Genomic DNA, 23187 nt, shown 5'->3' on the forward strand with positions numbered 1-23187 from the left:
TTGGCTTTTGATCTTGATCTGCCCCGTCGGAAGGCCGAGTGGAGGTTCTGCGCAGTGGGCAACCCGGCATGGATGCCGGGTTAGCCGCCCCCGGCCATGGATGGCCGATGGCGGCGGGCCCACGGAGCAGGACCGGAGCGAGGGCATGGCGAGCATTAGCGAGCCACCGTACGTCAGGGGCGCGGGCGCTTGGTTACTTGGCGCTCTTCCAAGTGACCCGCTGTAAAAGCGGAACCAATAGCCGCCGTCACCCCAGTAATGGATATGTACACCAGCAAAAAACTCGTCGCCTGACACGCAGCCATCGCTGGCAAGCCAGCTCCTACAGGGTCCAAAGTTAACCCTGTAGGAGCAACGTCAATCTCAGGCCAGGCTCTCCACCGTTCAATTCAAAACGCAAAACACGAACAACCAAACGCCCCCCAAAATCCCTGGAAATCACTGACCGGTGCCGAAGACAAACGCGCCCGCTCATGGCTATGGGCATGCACAGCGCAAGCCCCGACACACTGATGAACCTGCGCCGTCATCGGTGCCAACGGTTTCCAATGGCCCGGCACGTTCACCACCGGTGACCATTCCGGCACCACCGGCACAGGCGGCGGCCCGAATTTCTCGAACTCGGCGGTGCCATAGACAATCTTGCCGTCGACAATCGTCAGCACCGACTCGATCCATTTGACCGCTTCATCCTCGATGTGGAAATAGTCCGCCGACAGCGCAATCAGGTCCGCCAGTTGCCCGACCTTGATCTGGCCTTTCTTACCCTGCTCGGAAGAGAACCAGGCGCTGCCGTGGGTGAACAATTCCAGCGCCGTGTCGCGGCTCAAGCCTTGCGGATACAACGCCAGACCACCGACGGTTCGGCCGCTGACCAACCAATACATCGAAGTCCAGGGGTTGTAGCTCGACACCCGCGTGGCGTCGGTGCCGGCACCGACCGGTACACCTTCGGCGAGCATACGCGCGATGGGTGGTGTGTGTTCGGCAGCCTTGGCGCCGTAGCGGTCGACGAAGTACTCGCCTTGAAAGGCCATGCGATCCTGAATCGCAATGCCACCGCCCAAGGCTTTGACGCGTTCGATGTTCTGCGGGGTGATGGTTTCGGCGTGGTCGAAAAACCATGGCAAACCGTCGAACGGGATGTCGCGATTGACCTTCTCGAACACGTCGAGCATGCGGCTGATGGATTCGTTGTACGTGGCGTGCAGGCGGAACGGCCAACGCTGTTCCACCAGATGCCGGACCACTGGCTCCAGCTCCTGCTCCATGGTTTGCGGCAGGTCCGGGCGTGGTTCCAGGAAGTCTTCGAAATCCGCCGCCGAAAACACCAGCATTTCCCCGGCACCGTTGTGCCGCAGGAAATCGTCGCCCTGACCGTAATGCGACGTGCCGGTCCAGTTTTTGAAGTCAGTCAGCTCTTCCTTGGGTTTCTGCGTGAACAGGTTATAGGCGATCCGCACCGTCAGTTGTTGGTCTTTGGCCAGTTGCTGGATCACCTGATAGTCGTCCGGGTAATTCTGATAACCGCCGCCAGCATCGATGGCGCTGGTGACGCCGAGGCGATTGAGTTCGCGCATGAACTGCCGGGTCGAGTTGACTTGGTACTCCAGCGGCAGTTTCGGGCCCTTGGCCAGGGTCGAATACAGAATCATCGCGTTAGGGCGCGCGATCAGCATGCCGGTCGGGTCGCCGTTGGCATCTCGCTGGATTTCACCGCCCGGCGGGTTCGGTGTGTCGCGGGTGTAGCCGACCACTTTCAACGCGGCGCGGTTGAGCAGGGCGCGGTCGTAGAGGTGCAGCACGAACACCGGCGTATCCGGCGCGGCTTTGTTCAGTTCATCAATCGTTGGCAGGCGCTTTTCGGCGAACTGGAATTCGTTCCAGCCGCCGACCACCCGTACCCATTGCGGCGTGGGTGTGCGGTCGGCCTGATCCTTGAGCATCCGCAAGGCATCGACCAAGGACGGCACGCCTTCCCAGCGCAACTCAAGGTTGTAATTCAAGCCGCCACGGATCAAGTGCAGGTGCGAGTCATTGAGGCCGGGAATCACCGTGCGACCGTGCAGATCAATGATTTGCGTGCCGGGACCTTGCAGGGCCATGGCCTGAGCGTCGCTGCCGACCACCACGAAGCGTCCGTCTTTGATCGCGACGGCGCTGGCCTGGGGTTTCTTGCGATCGACGGTGTGCAGGCGTCCGTTGTACAGAATGAGGTCGGCCGGGGCATCTGGCATGGTTTTACTCCCTGCGATTAGCGGGCTGATCCAGGCGCCGACGGCACCTGCCGTAAGGCCTTGCAGTACACGTCGACGGTTGAAACCGTCGTGCTCGTCAGGTGGGCTCATGCAGTGTTCTCCGCTCGGTTCTTTCATAGAAGAAAAAGGGGACAGAACAGCCGATGTCTGACGCATGCGGCCAGAAGGAATATAGACCGCAAATTCACCGACAGCCGTTTTCCAAAGGTGAAAAACGACGAATCCCGCCACAAGGGGCGGGATTCGTATGCAACCAGAGAGGCTCCCGAGCGCGGGAACCGCCGTCTTAGCTTGGGAACAGCTCGGACAGTTTCATGGCCAGCATCATGTCGCCTTCAGCGCGCAGTTTGCCGCCCATGAACGCTTGCATGCCGTCGGTCGAACCGTCAACGATGCCTTCCAGGGTTTCGCCGTCCATCACCAGAGTGACCTGGGCGTCCGGGTTTTCGCCTTCTTGCAGTTCGCAGGTGCTGTTCTTGACGATCAGCGAGAAGTTCTTGGTGTCGTCGATGCGGAAACCGAAAACCAGGTCCAGGCCGGCAGCAGCGGCTGGGTTGAACTTGGCTTTCATTGCTTGTACGGCATCAGCTACGGAGGTCATGGTTCGATCCTTTCTTGGGTAATTAGAGCTGGGTGATTACAGCCAGGGTCACAATAGTCCGGACTCAGCGAAACGTGATGAGTTCCGGTGCTTTCAACAGTTGCAGGTGCGCATGACTGTTGAAAGAAGCCAGTGCCACCTCGCGGCCACGGAATTTCAGCTGGTTGAGCGAGGTGTTGACGATTTGCCAGTTCAGTTCAAAGGCCTGCCTGGCGGGCATTTGCGTAATGAGGTGGAGCAGGGCAGTGATGGTGCCGCCGGAGGTGAACACGGCGATTTTCTGGGTGTTGTCGGCGCTTTCGAGGATGCGATGCAGGCCGGCCTGCACCCGCTCGACAAAGCCCAGCCAGCTTTCCAGGCCCGGCGTGTCATACGTACCGGCCAGCCAGCGCTCGATGATCAGCGCGAAAATACGCTGGAACTCGGCGCGGTTTTGCGCAGCGTTGCGCAGGATGTCCAGCGCTTCGGGCTCATCGTCGAGCATGGCCGGCAACAGCGCGCGGATGACCGCGTCGGCGTCGAATTCGTTGAACGCGGAATCGATTTCCACGGTCGGCACCGGCAAGCCCACGGCCGCGAACTGTTCCAGCGCGCTGTTGGCCGTATGCTGCTGACGGCGCAGGTCGCCCGAGAGGCAGCGGTCGAAGCTGATACCCAGTTCGGCGAGATGCCGGCCGAGGACTTCTGCCTGGCGAATACCAGTCGGCGACAGGACGTCATAGTCGTCTGCACCAAAGGAGGCCTGGCCATGTCGAATCAAATAGATAGTGCCCACGTCCGCGTCTTCCCGGTACGTTGAAGGTTCGGCGAGGTTATGAGGATGGCGGTGAGCTGTCAATGAAAAAACATACGCTTGTTTGAAATGCCCGTTACAGGCCTGTTGCCAGAGGTTTCACGGCTGGTCGCCAAGCCGGCGCATGGGTATGCTGATGGTATCCCGCGCGCGTTTATGCAGCGCATTGTACTGAAGGAGTGACTGTGGATTTTCTGTCCGAGTACGCCAGTTTCCTGGCTAAAACCGTGACACTGGTGATCGCCATTCTGGTGGTCCTGGCCAGTTTCGCGGCATTGCGCAGCAAAGGTCGACGCAAGTCGGCCGGCCAGTTGCAAGTCAGCAAACTCAATGATTTCTACAAAGGGCTGCGCGAACGCCTGGAGCAGACCTTGCTCGACAAGGACCAGCTCAAGGCCTTGCGCAAGGTCGAGGCTAAATCCGAGAAAAAGCAAAAGAAGAAACCCGAAGCAAAACCGCGGGTGTTCGTGCTGGATTTCGACGGTGACATCAAGGCATCGGCCACTGAAAGCCTGCGTCACGAGATCACCGCGCTACTGACCCTGGCCACGCCCAAGGATGAAGTGGTGCTGCGTCTGGAAAGCGGTGGCGGCATGGTTCACAGCTACGGCCTGGCATCCTCGCAACTGGCGCGCATCCGCGATGCCGGCGTGCCTTTGACCGTGTGTATCGACAAGGTCGCGGCCAGTGGCGGTTACATGATGGCGTGCATCGGCGAGAAGATCATCAGCGCGCCGTTCGCGATTCTCGGCTCGATCGGCGTGGTGGCGCAGTTGCCCAACGTCAATCGCCTGCTGAAAAAGCACGACATCGACTTTGAAGTCCTGACCGCCGGCGAGTACAAACGCACCCTCACCGTGTTTGGCGAAAATACCGAGAAGGGCCGTGAGAAGTTCCAGGAAGACCTGGACATCACTCACCAGCTGTTCAAGAACTTCGTTTCCCGCTATCGCCCGCAACTGGCCATCGACGAAGTGGCAACCGGCGAAATCTGGCTCGGCATCGCGGCGCTGGACAAGCAACTGGTGGACGAGCTCAAGACCAGCGATGAATACCTCGCCGAGCGCGCGAAGAGATCGGAGCTTTATCACCTGCACTACGCTGAACGCAAAAGCCTGCAAGAGCGCATCGGCATGGCGGCCAGCGGCTCGGTCGATCGCGTATTGCTGAGCTGGTGGAGTCGGTTGACCCAGCAACGCTTCTGGTGATTTTTCAAAACACCGTCGCCTGAAAAATGAAACCGTGGATAGCCTCCACGGTTTTTTTTTTGCCTTTCGCAAGGCCGCGCTTTCCGTGCGCATGCAGCGAAATTTCCTATCGTCACTGTCAATCGGTCCGGCTTTTTCGGCAGCCCGGGTTGGGTAGGGTGGTGTTCCTGAAATGATTGCAATGGAATGCACCATGAAAGAGCTCCCTCATAACAACGCTGCCGGCCCGCATCCTGCGCCCTCTGCACGAATGCGCGACGAACTGAAAGCCGCGCTGGATATCGCGCTGCCCCAGACCCCCGGCCAGTTTGGCGAACACCTGATCAAGGAAAAATGGGGCCAGGGAATTGATCCGCAGACAGCCTTGCTGGTTACGCTTGATTACAACTACAAGGGCCATCCAGCAGAAAACGGTATCGAGCAAGGGCAAGTGGCGAGTTCCCGCTCGCTGCTGCAAACGTTGTTATCCAACTATCAGACTGTGGGTGACGGGCGTTTCGCTGAAACAGCGTTCGGCCTGTACACGCCGCCGGATATCGGGCCTGCCGTACGCATTGTGAAAAACGTCGATGAGTTCGCCGACCACGGCAGCGGTAATCACCAGACGTATGAAGGCATCTATCGCCAAACCACACCGCAAGTTTACGGGCCTTCAACACAGATCAACCTGCGGCCTGCCGATTACAAGAAATGGGTCTGGGAACTGGAACTGAAGGACTTGTACGAAGCGTATCTCGGTCAAGCCTGGCCAGCCGATGACGTACTTGTTGCAGCCGAACCTTACGCGCTGAGGACGTCGGTCAAAGCGGCGTTCGTCATGGCCGCCTGGTTGCAATTTCACGAACAACGCCTGTCGCCAAAAGGCCTGGAACTGGCGATGCGAGCGGCGGGTTTACCGCCCGATCAGCCATGGGAAACACTGACCACCGGGCAACTGCAAGCACCGACTCACGCGCCTTCCTCGGTCAGGATCGGCCGGTTAAAGCTCTACCGTTATACCGCAACCGATATCTGGGCCTTTCGCGACACCGCAAGCCCCAGAGTGCTGTTGTACATTCCCGGCAACTCTTCTCCGCTGCACGAATTCGTCGATGCCAATCAACTGCACCAATGGATTGCCGTTCAAGGCCAGGTGAGTGAGGCCAGGCAGGCATTGGCCGCCCACTTTGCTGAAGATGACCGCGAAGACGGTACGTTTCATGCCGGTGTTCTGACGGCGCTGGATGGCATGGCGTTGTACCCGGCAAAACACTGGCTGACGAACAATGCCGGTTTTTTCAACAACGACGGCTACTGGGACCCGGACGAGTACATTGGCTACGACGATCCGGCATCTGACACCGATCCGTTTGCCCAGTGCGTGCTGACGATGAAGCAGGCAGCCCGGGCCAGCATCAAAAGCATCCGTGACGATGCCCAGGTCAATCGTGACAATCTAAGCGCGGTCGTTGAGCCGCTTGTGCAGTGGGTCAACCGATTTGGGCCCTTGGCGTTGTTCGTTCCGGGAGGCGAGGGAGTCTTGGCGCTGGCCGGGCTTATCGATGCGGGCTACGGCATTGATCAGGTGGTCAACGGCAAGACATCCAGCGAACGCTCAGAGGGCGTGACGCGCACTGTTTTTGGCTTGCTCAATGCCTTGCCGATCGTCGCGGAGGTGGCGCAAAAAGGTGACGCAGTCATCGTCGATTCAGCAGAGGAAGGCGCAAGGCCCGTGCCGGAAGTGGCCGTTACCCCAACGCCAGGCCCTTCGAACGTGGTGCCGGCGACCCGCGTCGAACTCATTCGCGCAATTGGCCCCTCTGTGGCGTCGTTCAGCGATGAAGTGCTGGCGCAAATCGGCAAGGTCAGCACGATTGACGACGACATGCTGCGGTTGATCCAGACTGGCCGCTCGCCGACGCCCTTGTTGGCTGACACCATCAATCGCTTCAGGATCGATCAGGAGCTCGGGCCGGCCGGGGACCCGGTGCTATTCGGCCAACGTTACGCTGAACTGCAACGTTCAGAGCTTGAATGGGTCCGGTTGTTCCAGGATCAATACCCGGACCTGCCAACAAGCGCTATCGAGCAAATGCTCGACCGCTATGGCGTGGATATCCAAAGAGCGCCCGAGATGGCCGAGGCCAGGCAGGTTTTCGCACGTCTGGACAGCAAGGCACGGCAATACCAACAGCATGTGCGGCTCAATCGTGCCTATGAAGGCTTTTATCTGCGCTCGGTGGTGAACGCCGAGACGGACAGGCTGGCATTGCATTCCCTGAAAAACCTGCCCGGCTGGCCCCAGGACTTGCGGATCGAGGTCCTCGACGGTTCGTCCACTGGCCGGGTTCTTGACCGTTGCGGGCCACTTGATACCCCGAACTTCCGATACGTCATCAAGGTGGGAAACCGTTACCTGCGACAAGGCCGGCAAACGGATTTCTACGACGCGATCCTCGGCGTGCTGTCGGAGGAAGAGCGCTCAGTGTTGCAACTCACGTCGCTGGAACCAGCCAGTGAGTTGCGGCTCAGCCTCAGCGATCATGCTTTGTCCCGAACCGAAACCCTGCTTGGCTTGCAAAGGCTCGACTCCGGGTTGACCTTCGAGCGGCAGGGGCTGCGCGGTGGAGGCTACCCGACGACGCCTCAGGGTGACGCCATGAAACTGCAGGCCACCCGGTTACAGATCAAGGACATTTACCCGGACTTCACCGACGCGGACGCGGATCAGGTCATACAGCGTGCGGGTGTATCCGTGCAGGCGCACATCGACGGGCTGAATCTGCAGTTGCACCAACTCAACACCGAGTTGATGGACTGGGTCGATCAAGCCGCGCAAGACATTGAACACATCGAACTTCCCTTGCTGGCCATGGGCGACGAAGCCGCTGCGGGTATGAGCCATGCGCAAATCGCCGTGCACAATGCGCATGTCCTGCAAACGGGCTTGAATGAGGAGCGAGCGATCAGGACTGAGCTTGCCGTAGAGCTTGTCGCTATCTGGCAAAAACGCGGGCCACCGCTAAATCGCCTGTACTCAGGCGAGCAGCTGCACGGCGTCAGGCTCGATCTTGCCTTCGAGAACTATCACCGACTGCCCACTCTGAGTGTCCGGTTGGACGATGTGCTCGAATTGTCGATGCAAGGCTTCCATCTGACCGAGGAGGGCAGTTTGAACGGCTTTCTCGAAAGCTTCCCGAATCTTGAGACGTTAAATCTGGAAAACGTCGACTTGCGTCATTTCTCCGAGGACGGCCACGAGGGGTGCGCCTTGCCTCCTTCCCTTTGCGGGTTGAGACACCTGTCCTCACTCAATCTGCGCGCCACCCAACTGGTATTCAGTGAACGCGCCGCTTCACAACTGACTGATCTGACCAGTCTGCAAAGCCTCGATCTGAGCGACAACCCGTTGGGCGTACCGCCGATGGTGCTCGGCTTGAATAACCTGCGACAGCTAAACCTGAGGAATACCGGAATAAGTCGATGCCCGGTCGGAATCATGCATGAGCCGTACCTGACCTCCCTTGATTTGCGCGATAACCAGATCACGCGGGTCCCCCAGGCGGTGCTGAACCAGGCCATCGCCAGGGATCGAGTGCTGCTGTGGAACAACCCGTTGACCGACGAAGACACGTTGCGGCGTCTGATTACGCATCGAGAACAAACGGGGATCAACTTGTGGTTGAGTGCGGCGGGGCCTGACTATGGGAATCCGGCGGCCTGGTTGAACGGGACTGAAGCAGGGCTGCGCGATGCCAGGCTGCAAATCTGGCAGCGACTGGCGCTCAAGCCAGGTGGTGGGAGGTTTTTAGGGACCATGAATACATTGACGCTCACCCCGGATTTCCAGGTCAACTATCCAGACCTTCAGGCACGGGTATGGCGACTGTTGACGGAAGCAGACGCTTCGGACCAGTTGTGGGGGCGATTGAGCAGGAATACACCTATGCCGGAGGGCGCTTTCGACAACCCTCTTGCGGTTTTCGCGGTGCTGGAAAACCGTGCGCAGCTATACCGGGACTGGGTGGCCTTGGGGCAACCGATTCCGATCGAGCGATAGCAGATTGGTGGAGCTGATAAAGCCCTGATCCCATGGGGTCAGGGCTTTATGTGGTCAGCGGCGACGGAACAGCGGCAGCGGTTCGTCGGTGGCGGCCTGATAGGTCACCGAGAAGTCCTTGAGACCTTCCAGGGCTTCGTACGGGTCTTTATCGGCGCGCACTGCAAAGGCGTCGAAACCGCAGCGATGCATGTAGAACAACTGGTCGCGCAGCACATCGCCGATCGCCCGCAGTTCGCCTTTGAAACCGTAACGATCACGCAGGAGGCGGGCGTTGGAGTAGTTGCGGCCATCGGTGAAGGCCGGGAAGTTCAAGGCGATGACCTGGAAACTCGCCACGTCTTCACCGATTTCTTCAGCTTCTTCGTCGGCATCCAGCCACACGCCCAGGCCGCCGTCGCGGGCCAGGAGCATGCGGCTGTGTTCGCGCCACAGCTGCAACGGGACGATGTAGTCGTCGCAGTTGGTGATCTCGTCGATGTTGAAATCCTTGGGCAGCAAGTGCCAGGTTTCGTCGACGACTTCGTTGTTCTTAATTATTCGCTGCATAGACGCGTTCCTTGAAGAGGTCGATGCCAATACGCTGATAGGTGTCGATGAAACGCTCGTCTTCGGTACGTTGTTCGATGTACACGTCGATCAGTTTCTCGATCACGTCTGGCATGGCGTCCTGGGCAAAGGACGGGCCGAGGATCTTGCCCAGGCTCGCATCACGGCTGGCGCTGCCGCCGAGGGATACCTGGTAGAACTCTTCGCCTTTCTTGTCCACCCCGAGAATACCGATGTGGCCGACGTGGTGGTGACCACAGGCGTTCATGCAGCCGGAGATGTTCAGGTCCAGTTCGCCGATGTCGAACAGGTAATCCAGGTCGTCGAAACGGCGCTGGATCGATTCGGCGATCGGGATCGACTTGGCGTTGGCCAACGAGCAGAAATCGCCGCCAGGGCAGCAGATGATGTCGGTCAGCAAACCGATGTTCGGCGTGGCGAAACCTTGCTCGCGCAATTCGCCCCACATGGCGAACAGTTGGGACTGTTCGACGTCGGCCAGAATGATGTTCTGCTCGTGGGACGTACGCAGTTGACCGAAGCTGTAGCGATCGGCCAGGTCGGCCACGGCGTCGAGCTGCTTGTCGGTGATGTCGCCCGGCGCAACGCCGGTCGGCTTCAGGGACAGGGTCACGGCAACATAGCCCGGCTTTTTGTGCGCCAGGGTGTTACGGGTACGCCAGCGGGCGAAGCCCGGGTGCTGCTTGTCGAGCTCGGCCAGTTCGGCGGTCTGGTTGTCCAGCGCCTTGTAGTCCGGGTCGACGAAGTGTTTGGCGACGCGATGCACTTCGGCTTCGGTCAGCGTGGTCTGGCCACCGCGAAGGTGTTCCATTTCCGCGTCGACTTTCTGCGCGAAGACTTCAGGTGTCAGGGCCTTGACCAGGATCTTGATCCGCGCCTTGTACTTGTTGTCCCGACGGCCATAGCGGTTGTACACGCGCAGGATGGCGTCGAGGTAGCTCAACAGGTCTTGCCACGGCAGGAATTCATTGATGAACGCCCCGACTACCGGCGTACGACCGAGGCCGCCACCGACCAGCACACGGAAACCCAGTTCGCCAGCGGCGTTGTGCACCGGCTCAAGGCCGATGTCGTGGACTTCGATGGCCGCACGGTCGGAAGTCGAACCGTTGATGGCGATCTTGAACTTGCGCGGCAGGTAAGCGAATTCCGGGTGGAACGTGGTCCACTGGCGGACGATCTCGCACCATGGGCGCGGATCGATCAGCTCGTCGGCAGCGACACCGGCGAACTGGTCGGTGGTGACGTTGCGCAGGCAGTTGCCGCTGGTCTGGATCGCGTGCATCTGCACGGTCGCCAGTTCGGCAAGGATGTCCGGGATGTCTTCCAGCGCCGGCCAGTTGAACTGCACGTTCTGGCGGGTGCTGATGTGGGCGTAGCCCTTGTCATAGTCGCGGGCAATCTTCGCCATCATTCGCGTCTGGCGCGAAGTCAGCTGGCCGTAAGGCACCGCCACTCGCAACATCGGCGCGAAGCGTTGGATGTAAAGCCCGTTTTGCAGACGCAGAGGGCGGAATTCTTCTTCGCTCAGCTCGCCTGCCAGATAGCGTCGGGTCTGATCACGGAACTGCTTGACGCGGTCCTCGATGATCCGCTGATCGTACTCGTCGTATACGTACATATAAGTCCTGTTCTCAGGCTTGGGCCGGTCGGATCCAGTTGCGTTTTTCGCCTGGAAAGTCTCCGATACTGCCTCGGCAATTCTGCGCGCACGGCCGCGCACTCCCAACGGAGCCGGGGCAAGATACCAGTTTGGAGTTATGCGCAAAAGTGATGTTTGAGTATATGTAAAGAACCAAATCGACTAACGAGAATCGTTATTACTAAACCCGTATTTGTGGTGTGGGCAATCATCGTCTTAACTGTGGTCGAGTCTTTATGCAATCACCGATAAAACCGACAAGAGGCGATGCAATGAGCAACCCTACCAAAGCTTCAAAGCCTGACAGTACGGTCGATGCCTGGGCCATTCTGTTTCTGATCATTCTGGTCGTGGGGACAGCGGTATTCTGGGTCAGCCATCAATAACCGACCCCGTCCGGGCCCGGTCCCGACAATTGTCGGACAAAAACTGTAATAAACGCCGTTTTACGGGTGTTCGCTGGCTATAATGCGCGGCGAATTTCCGGGGGCTCGGACGATCCATGTTGAAGTTTTTCTACACCTTTCTGTTGCTGCTCGGCACGGTTTACGGCCCTGCTGCGCGAGCGGAATCGGTGTTGTTCCTGAATCCCGGGGAAACTGACGAAGCCTTCTGGGTCAGCTATTCGCAATTCATGCAGGCGGCCGCCACGGACCTGGGTATCGACCTTCGGATTCTCTATTCCCGGCGCATGCCGGAACTCACGCTGGCGCAAGCGCGCCGTGCACTGCAAGGTCCCGATCGTCCGGACTATCTGATCTTCGCCAACGAACAGTACATTGCCCCGCAAGTGTTGCGCCTGGCGCAAGGCAGCGGCGTGAAACTGTTTATGGTCAACGCGTCGCTGACGGCCAACCAAATGAGCCTGCTGGGTGAACGCCCTGATCGACTGGGCAGCCTGGTGCCCAACGACGAGGAGGGCGGTTACCTGATGGCCAAGGAGCTGATTCGCCAGCATCCGCCCGTGGCGCCCGGCCAGGTGATCGAGTTGCTGGCGTTCTCCGGCCTGAAGATCACGCCGTCGGCGCAACTGCGTGAGCAAGGCATGATGCGAGCGCTGGCCGAGCACCCGCAAGTGCGTTTGCGGCAACTGGTTTACAGCGGTTGGACCCGCGAACGTGCGTATGAACAGGCAAAGTTGCTGTTCCGGCGCTACCCGAAAGTCTCGCTGGTGTGGTCAGCCAATGACGAAATGGCGTTTGGCGCCATGCAGGCCTATTCGGAGACGGGCGGTGTGCCCGGAAAGGACGCATTGTTCAGCGCGGTCAATACCTCGACGGCCGCGTTGCAGGCAAAGGTCGATGGAAAGTTGAGCGTATTGTTGGGCGGGCATTTCACTTTGGGCGGTTGGGCACTGGTGCAGGTGCACGACCTTGATCGGGGCGTGGACATCAGCCAGTACGGCGGCCGTGACCGCCAGATCCCGCTGCTGCAACTGGTCGACAGGGCAACCGCCAGGCGAATGCTGGCCATGGGTGAGTCGCCGGACTACGGCGTGAACTTCCGCCGAATGTCGGCCAAGGGTCGGCCTGTGTCTTATCGCTATCCGTTCAGCCTGCAAACCCTGATGCGCTAAACCCCGGCCAGCGTGATCACCAGTTGCACGATGCCGTAGAGCGTCAACGCAAACACCGCCGTGAACAGAATCCCCAGAATCACGAAATGACTCGGCTTGCCGTGGGTGAAGTCCCGCGCACGGTTCTTTCCGCTTTGCACCCCGAACGCCGCCGCCATGACGCTGTGCAGCATCTGCCAGAAAGTAGGCGGCTTGTTGTCGACTGGATCGTCCATAAACCCCTCGTCACGGATGTGTGAGTGGTAAGCATAGACAATCCCGAGGCCTAAACCCGGAGCCGAACACAATTCTGTAGGAGCCGGCTTGCCGGCGATGAGGTCCTTTGGATTTGTGTTGAATTCAAGGCCGTCATCGCTGGCAAGCCAGCTCCTACAGGTGGGGGGGGGTCCTTGGGCTTAGTTGTCGTAACCCAGGTTCGGCGCCAGCCAGCGTTCGGTCACGCTCAACTCCTGACCTTTACGCGAGGTGTAGCTCTGCACCTGATCCTTGTCGATCTTGCCCACTGCGAAGTACTGCGCCTGCGGGTGAGCGAAGTACCAGCCGCTGACCGCTGCCGCCGGGAACATCGCGTAGTGTTCGGTGAGGAACACGCCGCTGCGGCCGGCACGCATTTCGGCGGCTTCGGGGTCGAGCAGCGCGAACAGCGCGGCCTTCTCGGTGTGATCGGGGCACGCCGGGTAGCCCGGAGCAGGGCGGATGCCGGTGTATTGCTCTTTGATCAGCGCCTCGTTGTCCAGCGTCTCGTCCTTGGCATAACCCCAGTAATCCTTACGAACCTGCTGGTGCAGCCATTCGGCGCAGGCCTCGGCCAGACGGTCGGCCAGGGCCTTGACCATGATCGAGTTGTAATCGTCGCCGGCGTCCTGATACGCCTTGGCCACTTCCTCGGCACCGATGCCGGCGGTGGTGATGAAGCCACCCACGTAGTCAGTGATTTCGCTGTCCTTCGGTGCAACGAAGTCGGCCAGGGAGAAGTTCGGCTTGCCGTCGGTCTTGATGATCTGCTGACGCAGGTGATGCAGCTTGGCCAATGGCTTGCCGTTATCGCCGTAGACTTCGATGTCGTCGTCACGCACCTGGTTGGCTGGCCAGAACCCGAACACTGCGCGGGCGCTGATCAGTTTTTCGTCGATCAGTTTGGCGAGCATTTCCTGGGCATCGGCGTACAGCGCGGTGGCGGCTTCACCGACCACTTCATCCGTGAGGATGCGCGGGAACTTGCCGGCCAGGTCCCAGGAGATGAAGAACGGCGTCCAGTCGATGTATTCGGCCAGGACTTTCAGGTCGATGTTGTCCAGCACTTTGGAACCGGTGAACGTCGGTTTGACCGGCGCGTAGGTGCTCCAGTCGAACTGCGGCTTCTTGGCGATGGCCGCCGGGTAGCTCAGGCGTTCGGTGCGGGCGCTGCGGTTGGCAGTGCGTTCGCGAACGTCGATGTATTCCAGACGGGTCTTCTCGACGAAGCCGGCTTTCAATTCCTTGGACAGCAACTGCGTCGCCACACCTACGGCGCGGGAGGCGTCGGTCACGTAGATCACCGCGTCGTTGCTGTACTTCGGCTCGATCTTCACCGCCGTGTGTGCCTTGGAGGTGGTCGCGCCGCCGATCATCAACGGCAGGTGGAAGTCCTGGCGCTGCATTTCGCGGGCGACGTGGACCATTTCATCCAGCGACGGCGTGATCAGGCCGGACAGGCCGATGATGTCGCACTTCTGCTCCTTGGCCACTTGCAGGATCTTCTCGGCCGGCACCATCACGCCGAGGTCGACGATGTCGTAGCCGTTGCAGCCGAGTACCACGCCGACAATGTTCTTGCCGATGTCGTGCACGTCGCCTTTCACCGTTGCCATCAGGATCTTGCCCTTGGCTTCCGGCTTGTCACCTTTTTCCAGTTCGATGAACGGGATCAAGTGGGCCACGGCCTGCTTCATTACGCGGGCGGATTTCACCACCTGCGGCAGGAACATTTTGCCGGCGCCGAACAGGTCGCCAACGATGTTCATGCCGGACATCAGCGGGCCTTCGATCACCTCGATCGGGCGGGCGAACGACTGGCGCGATTCTTCGGTGTCTTCGACGATGTGCGTGGTGATGCCTTTGACCAGTGCGTGCTCAAGACGTTTGTTGACCTCCCAGCCGCGCCACTCTTCGGTCTCGGCTTCCTTGACGCTGCCGTCGCCCTTGTACTTGTCGGCGATGGCGAGGAGGGCGTCGGTGCCTTCCGGGGTGCGGTTGAGGATCACGTCTTCGACGGCGTCGCGCAATTCCACCGGGATCTGGTCGTAGATCTCCAGTTGGCCGGCGTTGACGATACCCATGGTCAGCCCGTTGCGGATCGCGTACAGCAGGAACACCGAGTGAATCGCCTCACGCACCGGGTTGTTGCCACGGAACGAGAACGACACGTTCGACACGCCGCCCGAAGTCAGGGCGTACGGCAGTTCGTCGCGGATGTAGGCACAGGCGTTGATGAAGTCCACAGCGTAGTTGTTGTGTTCTTCAATACCGGTGGCCACGGCAAAGATGTTCGGGTCGAAGATGATGTCTTCCGGCGGGAAGCCGACTTCGTTGACCAGAATGTCGTAGGAGCGTTTGCAGATCTCTTTCTTGCGCGCTTCGGTGTCGGCCTGGCCGGCTTCGTCGAAGGCCATCACGACGACTGCAGCGCCGTAGCGCTTGCACAGCTTGGCGTGATGGATGAATTGCTCGACGCCTTCTTTCATGCTGATCGAGTTGACGATGCCCTTGCCCTGGATGCATTTCAGGCCGGCTTCGATCACTTCCCACTTCGAGGAGTCGATCATGATCGGTACGCGGGAGATGTCCGGTTCGCCGGCAATCAGATTGAGGAAGGTCACCATGGCCTTCTTCGAATCGAGCATCCCTTCGTCCATGTTGATGTCGATCACCTGGGCGCCGGCTTCGACCTGCTGCAGGGCGACTTCCAGGGCTTCGGTGTAGTTGTCTTCACGGATCAGGCGGGCGAACTTGGCCGAACCGGTGATGTTGGTGCGCTCGCCGACGTTGACGAACAACGAACTGCGATCGATGGTGAACGGCTCCAGGCCGGAGAGGCGGCAAGCCTTCGCAATGTCCGGGATTTCACGCGGTGCATAACCGGCCACGGCTTTGGCGATGGCTTCGATATGGCCCGGCGTGGTGCCGCAACAGCCGCCGACGATGTTGAGGAAGCCGCTTTGGGCGAATTCTTCGATGACCTTGGCGGTTTGCGACGGCAGTTCGTCGTACTCGCCGAATTCGTTCGGCAGGCCGGCGTTCGGGTGCGCCGAAACGTGGGTGCCGGCCTTGTTCGACAGCTCTTCCAGGTACGGGCGCAGTTCGCTGGCGCCGAGGGCGCAGTTCAGGCCGACCGAAATCGGTTTGGCGTGGGCCACGGAGTTCCAGAACGCTTCGGTGGTCTGGCCCGACAGGGTACGGCCGGAGGCGTCGGTGATGGTGCCGGAAATCATGATCGGCAGCTCGATGCCCAACTCTTCGAACACGCCTTGCACGGCGAAGATTGCGGCTTTGGCGTTCAGAGTATCGAAAATGGTTTCGATCAGGATCAGGTCGGCGCCGCCTTCGATCAGGCCTTTGGTGGCCTCGGTGTAGTTTTCCACCAGTTCATCGAAGGTCACGTTGCGATAGCCGGGGTTGTTCACGTCCGGGGACAGCGAGCAGGTGCGGCTGGTCGGGCCGAGCACGCCGGCGACGAAGCGCGGCTTGTCCGGGTTCTCGAGGGTCTTCGCATCGGCAATCTTGCGGGCCAGGCGAGCGCCTTCTACGTTCAGTTCGTAGGCCAGTTCTTCCATGCCGTAGTCGGCCATGGAAATCCGCGTGGCGTTGAAGGTGTTGGTTTCCAGAATGTCAGCGCCGGCATCCAGGTAGGCTTTTTCGATGCCACCGATCACGTCCGGGCGCGTCAGCACCAACAGGTCGTTGTTGCCTTTGACATCGCTTGGCCAGTCGGCAAAGCGTTTGCCACGGTAATCCTGTTCCTCGAGCTTGTAGCTCTGGATCATCGTGCCCATGCCGCCATCGAGAATCAGAATGCGCTCTTTGAGGGCGTGCTTGAGGGCTTGAAGGCGAACACTGCGATCGGACATTGGGACTACTCGGAAAGACCATGACGAAGGGGCGGAATCATAGCAAACCTGTGCGGTTTTAGAGCATGTCGGGGAATTGCATGAATATCGCTCATGTTGGTCGGCGCGCTGTCCCGGTAGAATCGCTGCGTTTTTTCAAGGATCGGGAACAGGGACATGTCGTATCGCGTCGTCATCAGCAGCGTACTGCTGTTTTTAAGCTGGGGCGCCGTGGCGCAGGGCCTGGCGCCTTCCGCTGCCATTTCCTACACCCGCGACATCCAACCGATCTTCACCGAAAAGTGCGTGGCCTGCCATGCCTGCAATGACGCCGCCTGTCAGCTCAACCTGGGCAGCGGCGAAGGCGCGGCGCGCGGTGCGTCGAAAGTCCCGGTTTACGACGGCGACCGCAGCCAGGCGGCCGCGCCGACCCGGTTGTTTTATGACGCCTTCGGCAAGCACGCCTGGCAGCAAAAAGGCTTCTATCCGGTACTTGACGCCCAGGGCAGCCAGGCCGCGTTGATGGCGCGGATGCTGGAACTGGGTCACAAAACGCCGCTGACGCCCAATGCCAAATTGCCGGAAGACATCGTCCTGGGCCTCAATCGTGAAAACATGTGCGCGATGCCGGCCGAGTTCGACGGTTACGTGGGCGCTCATCCGAAGGAAGGCATGCCGCTGGCGGTCACCGGCCTGACCGATCAGCAGTACCAGACGCTGCAACGCTGGCTGGCCTCGGGTGCGCCGATCGATGAACAAGGCCTGGTGCCTTCGGCGAAAGAAGCCTTGCAAGTGGTGCAGTGGGAAAACCTGCTCAACTCGCCGGGCGCCCGGCAGAGTCTGGTGGGGCGCTGGTTGTTCGAGCACTGGTTCCTTGCCCACATTTACTTCAAGGACGGTGAGCCGGGGCATTTCTTCCAGTGGGTGCGTTCGCGCACGCCGACCGGCCAGCCGATTGACCTGATCAACACCCGCCGCCCGAATGACGATCCGGGCACGCAGGTGTATTACCGCTTGTGGCCGGTGCAGGGCGTGATCGTGCAGAAGACCCACATCACCTACCCGCTGAGCGCGGCGAAGATGGCACGGGTCAAAAGCCTGTTCTACAACGGCAACTGGCAGGCCAATGCCTTGCCGGGCTACGGTCCGGAACGCCGGGCCAATCCGTTTGCCACGTTCGAGGCGATTCCGGCGCAGGCGCGCTATCAGTTCATGCTCGATAACGCCGAATACTTCGTGCGCACGTTTATCCGCGGGCCGGTGTGCCGTGGGCAGATCGCCACGGATGTGATTCGCGACAACTTCTGGGCGCTGTTCCAGGCGCCGGAACACGATCTCTACATCATCGACCCGATCTACCGCGGCCAGGCCACGCCGTTGCTGGCCATGCCGGGGCAGAACGACGATGTCGGCAGCGTGCTGAGCCTGTGGCATGACTATCGCGACAAACGTAACGAGTACGAAGTGCTGCGCCGCGACAACTACGCCGACGCGCCCGCGCCGAGCTGGTCGACTTTATGGGCTGGCAACGACAACGCGCTGCTGACCATCTTCCGGCATTTCGACAGCGCCTCGGTGAACAAGGGCCTGATCGGCGATGTGCCGCAAACGATGTGGCTGTTCGATTTCCCGTTGCTGGAGCGCACGTATTATCAGTTGGCGGTCAACTTCGACGTGTACGGCAACGTTTCCCATCAGGCGCAGACGCGCCTGTATTTCGACCTGATCCGTAATGGCGCCGAGCAGAACTTCCTGCGCCTGATGCCCGCCGATTCACGCGACGACTATCTCGACGACTGGTACCAGAGCAGCGGTAAATTCAAGATGTGGCTGGATTACGAGGCCATCGACAACGACAAGCCGACGGCACTGAACCTCGACGAAAAAGACCCGAAACGCGACTTTTCCATGCAATTGCTGGCCCGTTACGGTGAGCTCAATGCCAAGCCCGATCCGATCAACCGCTGCGACGGGGCCTATTGCTCGCGGCCGAACATCGACCCGGATTTGCAGAGCGCCGAGCAGGCCTTGAGTCGCCTGACCTCACGGCCCGCCGCCGGGCTGAAGGTCATTGATCAACTGCCGGAAGCGACGATGTTGCGTATCGAAGCCGCGAGCGGCAAACGCGAGGTTTATAGCCTGTTGCGCAACCGCGCACACAGCAACGTCGCATTCCTGCTCGGTGAGTCGCTGCGTTATCAGCCGGGGCTCGACACGCTCACGATCTTTCCGGGTGTGCTCAGCAGCTATCCGAACTTCATGTTCAACATTCCCGCCGATCAAGTGCCAGCCTTTGTCGAGGCGATGGAAAACGCCAAGGATGCCAATCGCTTCGAGAAAATCGTCGAACGCTGGGGGATTCGCCGCAGTCATCCGCAATTCTGGTTCTACTTCCATGACCTGAGCCGGTACGTCCACGAAACCGACCCGGTGGAAGAGGGCGTGCTGGACATGAACCGCTACGAAAATCTTTGAATCCCCCTAACTAACGTAGGAGCGAAGCTTGCTCGCGAAGGTGTATCAGCTACATACATGTCGCCTGACACACCTTCGCGAGCAAGCTTCGCTCCTACATTAGGCAGGGGGGTATTGTCGTAATCTTTCCCGACAAAAATACTAGGACTTTGTGCGGCGCGATGATTGGCGTAAACTGCGCCCAAGCCTGCGAGGAGTTTCCATGACCGCTATTACCATTACCGACGCCGCCCACGATTACCTGGCTGATCTGCTCTCCAAGCAGAACACCCCGGGCATCGGCATCCGCGTCTTCATCACCCAGCCTGGCACCCAGTACGCCGAAACCTGCATTGCTTATTGCAAGCCGGGCGAAGAAAAACCCGAAGACACTGCGCTGGGGCTGAAAAGCTTCACTGCTTACATCGACTCGTTCAGCGAAGCTTTCCTGGACGATGCGGTTGTCGACTACGCCACCGACCGCATGGGCGGCCAGTTGACCATCAAGGCGCCAAACGCCAAAGTCCCGATGGTCAACGCCGACAGCCCGATCAACGAGCGCATCAACTACTACCTGCAAACCGAGATCAACCCGGGGCTCGCAAGCCACGGCGGTCAAGTCAGCCTGATCGATGTGGTCGATGACGGCATCGCCGTGTTGAAGTTCGGCGGCGGTTGCCAGGGCTGCGGCCAGGCAGACGTCACCCTGCGTGAAGGCATCGAGCGCACCTTGCTCGAGCGCATTCCCGAGCTCAAGGGTGTTCGTGACGTGACTGACCACACGCAGAAAGAAAACGCCTACTACTAAGGTGTTCGCTGCGACATGAAAAACGGCGCCCCGTGAGCGCCGTTTTTTATGGGTGAAATTCATTGGCCCCATCGTCGGAACGCCGCCCGGAGCCGGCTCACTCCCACATTAGATCTGTGGCGGACACAAATCCCCTGTGGGAGCGAGCCTGCTCGCGATGGGGCCCTATGGCCGATACAAATGTGCATGCCCGGCGCGATACAGCGATGACTCACTGAACTGATCACTGCCCAACACCCGACCCACCAGAATCAACGCCGTGCGCCGAAACCCCTTCGCCTCAACCTTTCCGGCAATATCCGCAATCGTCCCCACCACCCAATCCTGATCCGGCCAGGTCGCCCTGTGAATCACCGCAATCGGACAATCCGCGCCGTAATGCGGCAGCAATTCAACCAGGATTTTCTCCAGGTGATTCACCCCCAAATGAATGGCCATGGTCGCCCCATGCTGCGCCAGGCTGCCCAGCTCTTCACCGGCCGGCATCGCGGTCTTGTCGGCGTAGCGAGTCAGGATCACGCTCTGTGACACGTCCGGCAGCGTCAACTCCGCACCCAACAGCGCTGCACACGCCGCCGTCGCGGTAACACCGGGAATGATTTCAAACGCAATATCGAGTTCGCGCAGGTAACGAATCTGCTCGCCAATCGCGCCATACAGGCTCGGATCGCCGGAATGCACCCGCGCCACATCCTGGCCGTTGGCATGGGCGGTTTTGATCAGCTCGATGATCTGTTCCAGGTGCAGTTCTGCGCTGTTGACCACCTGTTCGGCGTTGTGGCCTTCCAGTACGGCGGCGGGCACCAGTGAGCCGGCGTAGATGATTACCGGGCAGCTGCGAATCAGCCGCTGGCCTTTGACGGTGATCAGTTCCGGGTCGCCGGGACCTGCGCCAATGAAATAGACGGTCATCGTCGTTTCCTGTCAAAAAAGGGGGCTGGGCAAGGCTTCAGATGAAGATTGCTCATGATCGAAGGCGAGGATTATCGGGGATTTTGCGCAGCGCAGGCCAATGCCAGGGTCGCCTGGGCATATTTTTGTCGGGAAATCAGCAGTTTTGCCGGCGCCTGGGCCAGTTGTTCGGCAAGGGCGAGGGCGGCGCTTTCTGCTACGCCGTAGCAGCCGGTGCGCTCAAAAGCGATTTCCGAACGGTGGCTGAGTTGCGGTTGATAACCGGCCAATTCTTCACTGCTGAAGTACGTCAGCGGCAATTCGAGTTGCGCGGCAAGCTCGATCAGGCCCGGTTCGTCGCGCTTCAGGTCGATGCTGGCCAACGCCGTGATCTGCTGAAGTCCGATTTGATGCGCCTGTAATGCCTGATCGAGTAACGCCCGAAGCGTGCTGACGGGGCAGCCGCGCTGGCAGCCCAGGCCGACCACTAACGTCGGCGCTGTGCTGGTGTCGCTCATGCGTGGTATTGACCATCGCTTTTGCGGCGGAACAACCAGGCGCTGATCAGGCCCAGGGCCAGCCAGAATCCGAGGTTGGTCAGCTGCGAAGCGATTTTGAATTGCGTTTCCAGGGCTTGCGGCGCGAGCATCGAGTGCACTTCCGGTTGTGGTGCACCGATCACGTGAGGGACGGCGAGAATCGCCACGCCCAGGATCTTCATCAGCCAGTGGCGGCTGAAAGCGATCAGCGCGATGCCAACGGCGGTGGACGCTGCAGTGCCGATCCACCAGATTTGCCGTTGTGCCAGGTCAGCCGCAGCTGTGCCCGGCAGTTCCGGCGGCAGGCCGAGGGTCGGTGCCAGTACAAACGTCGCGTAACCGGCCAGGCCCCAGAGCAAGCCCTGCGAGGTTTTGGTCGGCGAGCGCAGCGTGTAGAGGCCCGCGAGCATCAGGGCGAAACCGACAGCCACTACCAGGTTGCCGCCAGTTGTCGACAGCACGCGCTGCCAGCCATCTTCCGGCTCCCAGGCTTCTGCATCGTGGGTGTGAGCGGCAGCACCGGCGGCGTGTTCATGAACTTCAACAGCGGCCGGCTCGGATTTTTCGTAAGTCTCGGCCTGCAGAATCAGTGGAGCGACCCAGAAGCTTTGCAGCAGGGTCAGCAACAGGGCGGCCAGCAGCCCTGTGAAACCTGCGGTTTGCGCAATACGCTTGATCATGTCGACAGGTCTCAATGGCACGGGAAGGCGGAGCTGTGACGGGTATCGTGCGCAGCGTTGTGCACCGCTTCGATGTGCGAGAAACCGGCGAAATACACCAGGCACGCGCCAAGGATCGACGCGCAGACGGCGGCGGTCAGGCGTTGAGCCAGGGTGGTCGTGGTGGTGCTGGTGGATGTGTGGCCGGTGCTGCTGATGATCGACATGGCGCTTCCCTCTGGTCTGTCAGCGGGTGAATAGAGCGCATGGAAGACCCCTGCGAATCGGGCTCGCAGAGATTCAAACAGCGCCCGCCCACCGCGGGTTTGTTATTCAGTGAACGTAATCGTCACTTTGTGTTGCGGGCCGGTCTCCGGGCTCACGAGGGGTTTTGGCGTCAGCCGAAACCTGCAAGCGTCACCTTCCCATGCCGAACTGCTGGCACAGTGGATCTGACGCTTCGCTCGCTTACCGTTGCGGGGGCAGCACCGGACTGACATGGCTTTGAGTAAAGCACATGAATCACCGGTTTCCCGTTTCACCCTGTGAAGGGCACCCGTAACAAGGTGTGTAGGAGAGCATGGGCGGGGGTTGGGCGTCAATTGGCAAGGGTTCTCAACTCGGAACCGAGTCGCCCCTTTCGCGGGCAAGCCTCGCTCCTACAGGGGATCGCATTTCTCTGTAGGAGCGAGCGATGCGGCGACCCGACTTGCCCGCGAAGGGCCCCGTGCGGCTACCACAAGACATTGACCCGCCCCCACACCATGCGTAGCCTTGCGCATTCGAGGTTCTTCGGCGTTTGCCGGAGCTAAGAAGGGAACGCGGTCGATGCCGCGGCTGCCCCCGCAACTGTGAACGGTGATGTTCGCTGCCACGCCACTGCAAACCTGTCCAACGGGTTCGCGGGAAGGCGCAGCCAACGCCAGTCTCGCGACAGGCACACCGTCAGCCAGGAGACCTGCCTCGACACGAATTCTCACTACAACCGGGCGGGGTGATCCGGTGGCGAACTCTTCCGCGCGCCTGTCGCTGCGGTCGTCGTCCCGCATGCCCGCCACCTTGCC

16 protein-coding genes and 2 riboswitches are annotated in these 23187 nt (G+C 60.0%); of the genes, 5 read left to right on the forward strand and 11 right to left on the reverse strand.

The features are described 5' to 3' along the window. Positions 1-389 precede the first annotated feature (389 nt). The 3 genes from KGB27_RS22340 to KGB27_RS22350 all read right to left on the reverse strand — a co-directional run bounded on the left by KGB27_RS22340 (position 390) and on the right by KGB27_RS22350 (position 3634). Positions 390-2237 (reverse strand): amidohydrolase, encoded by a 1848-nt coding sequence (locus KGB27_RS22340; protein ID WP_223556416.1) that lies wholly within the window; start codon positions 2235-2237, stop codon positions 390-392. Positions 2238-2544: 307 nt separating this feature from the next. Beyond that, positions 2545-2859 carry an SCP2 sterol-binding domain-containing protein gene (locus KGB27_RS22345; protein WP_007976511.1) on the reverse strand — a complete coding sequence of 105 codons (315 nt, stop codon included), beginning with the start codon at positions 2857-2859 and terminating at the stop codon, positions 2545-2547. Between the two features lie 64 nt (positions 2860-2923). Further along, positions 2924-3634, reverse strand: a complete 711-nt coding sequence (locus KGB27_RS22350; RefSeq protein WP_008035704.1) for a histidine phosphatase family protein — start codon at positions 3632-3634, stop codon at positions 2924-2926. A 203-nt stretch (positions 3635-3837) separates the two neighbouring features. Here KGB27_RS22350 and sohB point away from each other — a divergent pair, with 203 nt between their 5' ends. Then, complete coding sequence (gene sohB / locus KGB27_RS22355; RefSeq protein WP_223556405.1) at positions 3838-4860, forward strand: protease SohB; 1023 nt, start codon at positions 3838-3840, stop codon at positions 4858-4860. Positions 4861-5053: 193 nt separating this feature from the next. Then, positions 5054-8899 (forward strand): dermonecrotic toxin domain-containing protein, encoded by a 3846-nt coding sequence (locus tag KGB27_RS22360; protein ID WP_223556407.1) that lies wholly within the window; start codon positions 5054-5056, stop codon positions 8897-8899. Between the two features lie 54 nt (positions 8900-8953). Here the strand turns inward: KGB27_RS22360 and KGB27_RS22365 are convergent, their stop codons facing one another. Beyond that, a complete protein-coding gene (locus tag KGB27_RS22365) occupies positions 8954-9448 on the reverse strand; it encodes a DUF934 domain-containing protein (protein ID WP_008035700.1) in 495 nt (164 codons plus the stop codon). Next, positions 9432-11090: a nitrite/sulfite reductase gene (locus KGB27_RS22370; protein ID WP_008035698.1), complete on the reverse strand. Its 1659-nt coding sequence runs from the start codon at positions 11088-11090 to the stop codon at positions 9432-9434. The genes KGB27_RS22365 and KGB27_RS22370 overlap by 17 nt, the downstream gene beginning before the upstream one ends. A 523-nt stretch (positions 11091-11613) precedes the next feature. Between KGB27_RS22370 and KGB27_RS22375 the strand changes: the two genes are divergently transcribed. Next, complete coding sequence (locus KGB27_RS22375; RefSeq protein WP_223450462.1) at positions 11614-12687, forward strand: ABC transporter substrate-binding protein; 1074 nt, start codon at positions 11614-11616, stop codon at positions 12685-12687. Here KGB27_RS22375 and KGB27_RS22380 read toward each other — a convergent pair. Both KGB27_RS22380 and metH read right to left on the reverse strand, forming a co-directional pair. Beyond that, the gene (locus tag KGB27_RS22380) at positions 12684-12902 is read right to left on the reverse strand and encodes a DUF2970 domain-containing protein (RefSeq protein WP_192227412.1); all 219 of its coding nucleotides are present in this window, start codon (positions 12900-12902) and stop codon (positions 12684-12686) included. The genes KGB27_RS22375 and KGB27_RS22380 overlap by 4 nt on opposite strands. A 180-nt stretch (positions 12903-13082) precedes the next feature. Then, the gene (gene metH / locus KGB27_RS22385) at positions 13083-16793 is read right to left on the reverse strand and encodes a methionine synthase (RefSeq protein WP_223556409.1); all 3711 of its coding nucleotides are present in this window, start codon (positions 16791-16793) and stop codon (positions 13083-13085) included. 156 nt (positions 16794-16949) lie between these two features. Between metH and KGB27_RS22390 the strand changes: the two genes are divergently transcribed. Together KGB27_RS22390 and nfuA are read left to right on the forward strand one after the other, a co-directional pair. After that, positions 16950-19247, forward strand: a complete 2298-nt coding sequence (locus KGB27_RS22390) for a fatty acid cis/trans isomerase (RefSeq protein WP_223556411.1) — start codon at positions 16950-16952, stop codon at positions 19245-19247. Positions 19248-19449: 202 nt separating this feature from the next. Beyond that, positions 19450-20034 carry a Fe-S biogenesis protein NfuA gene (gene nfuA, locus KGB27_RS22395; RefSeq protein WP_008035804.1) on the forward strand — a complete coding sequence of 195 codons (585 nt, stop codon included), beginning with the start codon at positions 19450-19452 and terminating at the stop codon, positions 20032-20034. Between the two features lie 165 nt (positions 20035-20199). Here nfuA and cobM read toward each other — a convergent pair whose 3' ends face one another. From cobM to KGB27_RS22415, 4 genes are all read right to left on the reverse strand, one after another. Further along, positions 20200-20946, reverse strand: coding sequence for a precorrin-4 C(11)-methyltransferase (gene cobM / locus KGB27_RS22400; RefSeq protein ID WP_207285613.1), 747 nt, complete (start codon positions 20944-20946; stop codon positions 20200-20202). Between the two features lie 71 nt (positions 20947-21017). Further along, positions 21018-21443, reverse strand: coding sequence for a cobalamin biosynthesis protein (locus KGB27_RS22405; RefSeq protein WP_192227416.1), 426 nt, complete (start codon positions 21441-21443; stop codon positions 21018-21020). Continuing rightward, positions 21440-22144: a CbtA family protein gene (locus tag KGB27_RS22410; RefSeq protein WP_008040067.1), complete on the reverse strand. Its 705-nt coding sequence runs from the start codon at positions 22142-22144 to the stop codon at positions 21440-21442. The genes KGB27_RS22405 and KGB27_RS22410 overlap by 4 nt, the downstream gene beginning before the upstream one ends. An 11-nt stretch (positions 22145-22155) precedes the next feature. Next, a complete protein-coding gene (locus tag KGB27_RS22415) occupies positions 22156-22350 on the reverse strand; it encodes a CbtB domain-containing protein (RefSeq protein ID WP_008040066.1) in 195 nt (64 codons plus the stop codon). A 119-nt stretch (positions 22351-22469) separates the two neighbouring features. After that, positions 22470-22698, reverse strand: a riboswitch (cobalamin riboswitch). A 193-nt stretch (positions 22699-22891) separates the two neighbouring features. Then, positions 22892-23104, forward strand: a riboswitch (cobalamin riboswitch). The last annotated feature ends 83 nt before the right edge of the window (positions 23105-23187 follow it).

It is taken from the genome of Pseudomonas sp. BF-R-01 (assembly GCF_019946615.1).
GTDB classification, from domain to species: domain Bacteria; phylum Pseudomonadota; class Gammaproteobacteria; order Pseudomonadales; family Pseudomonadaceae; genus Aquipseudomonas; species Aquipseudomonas migulae.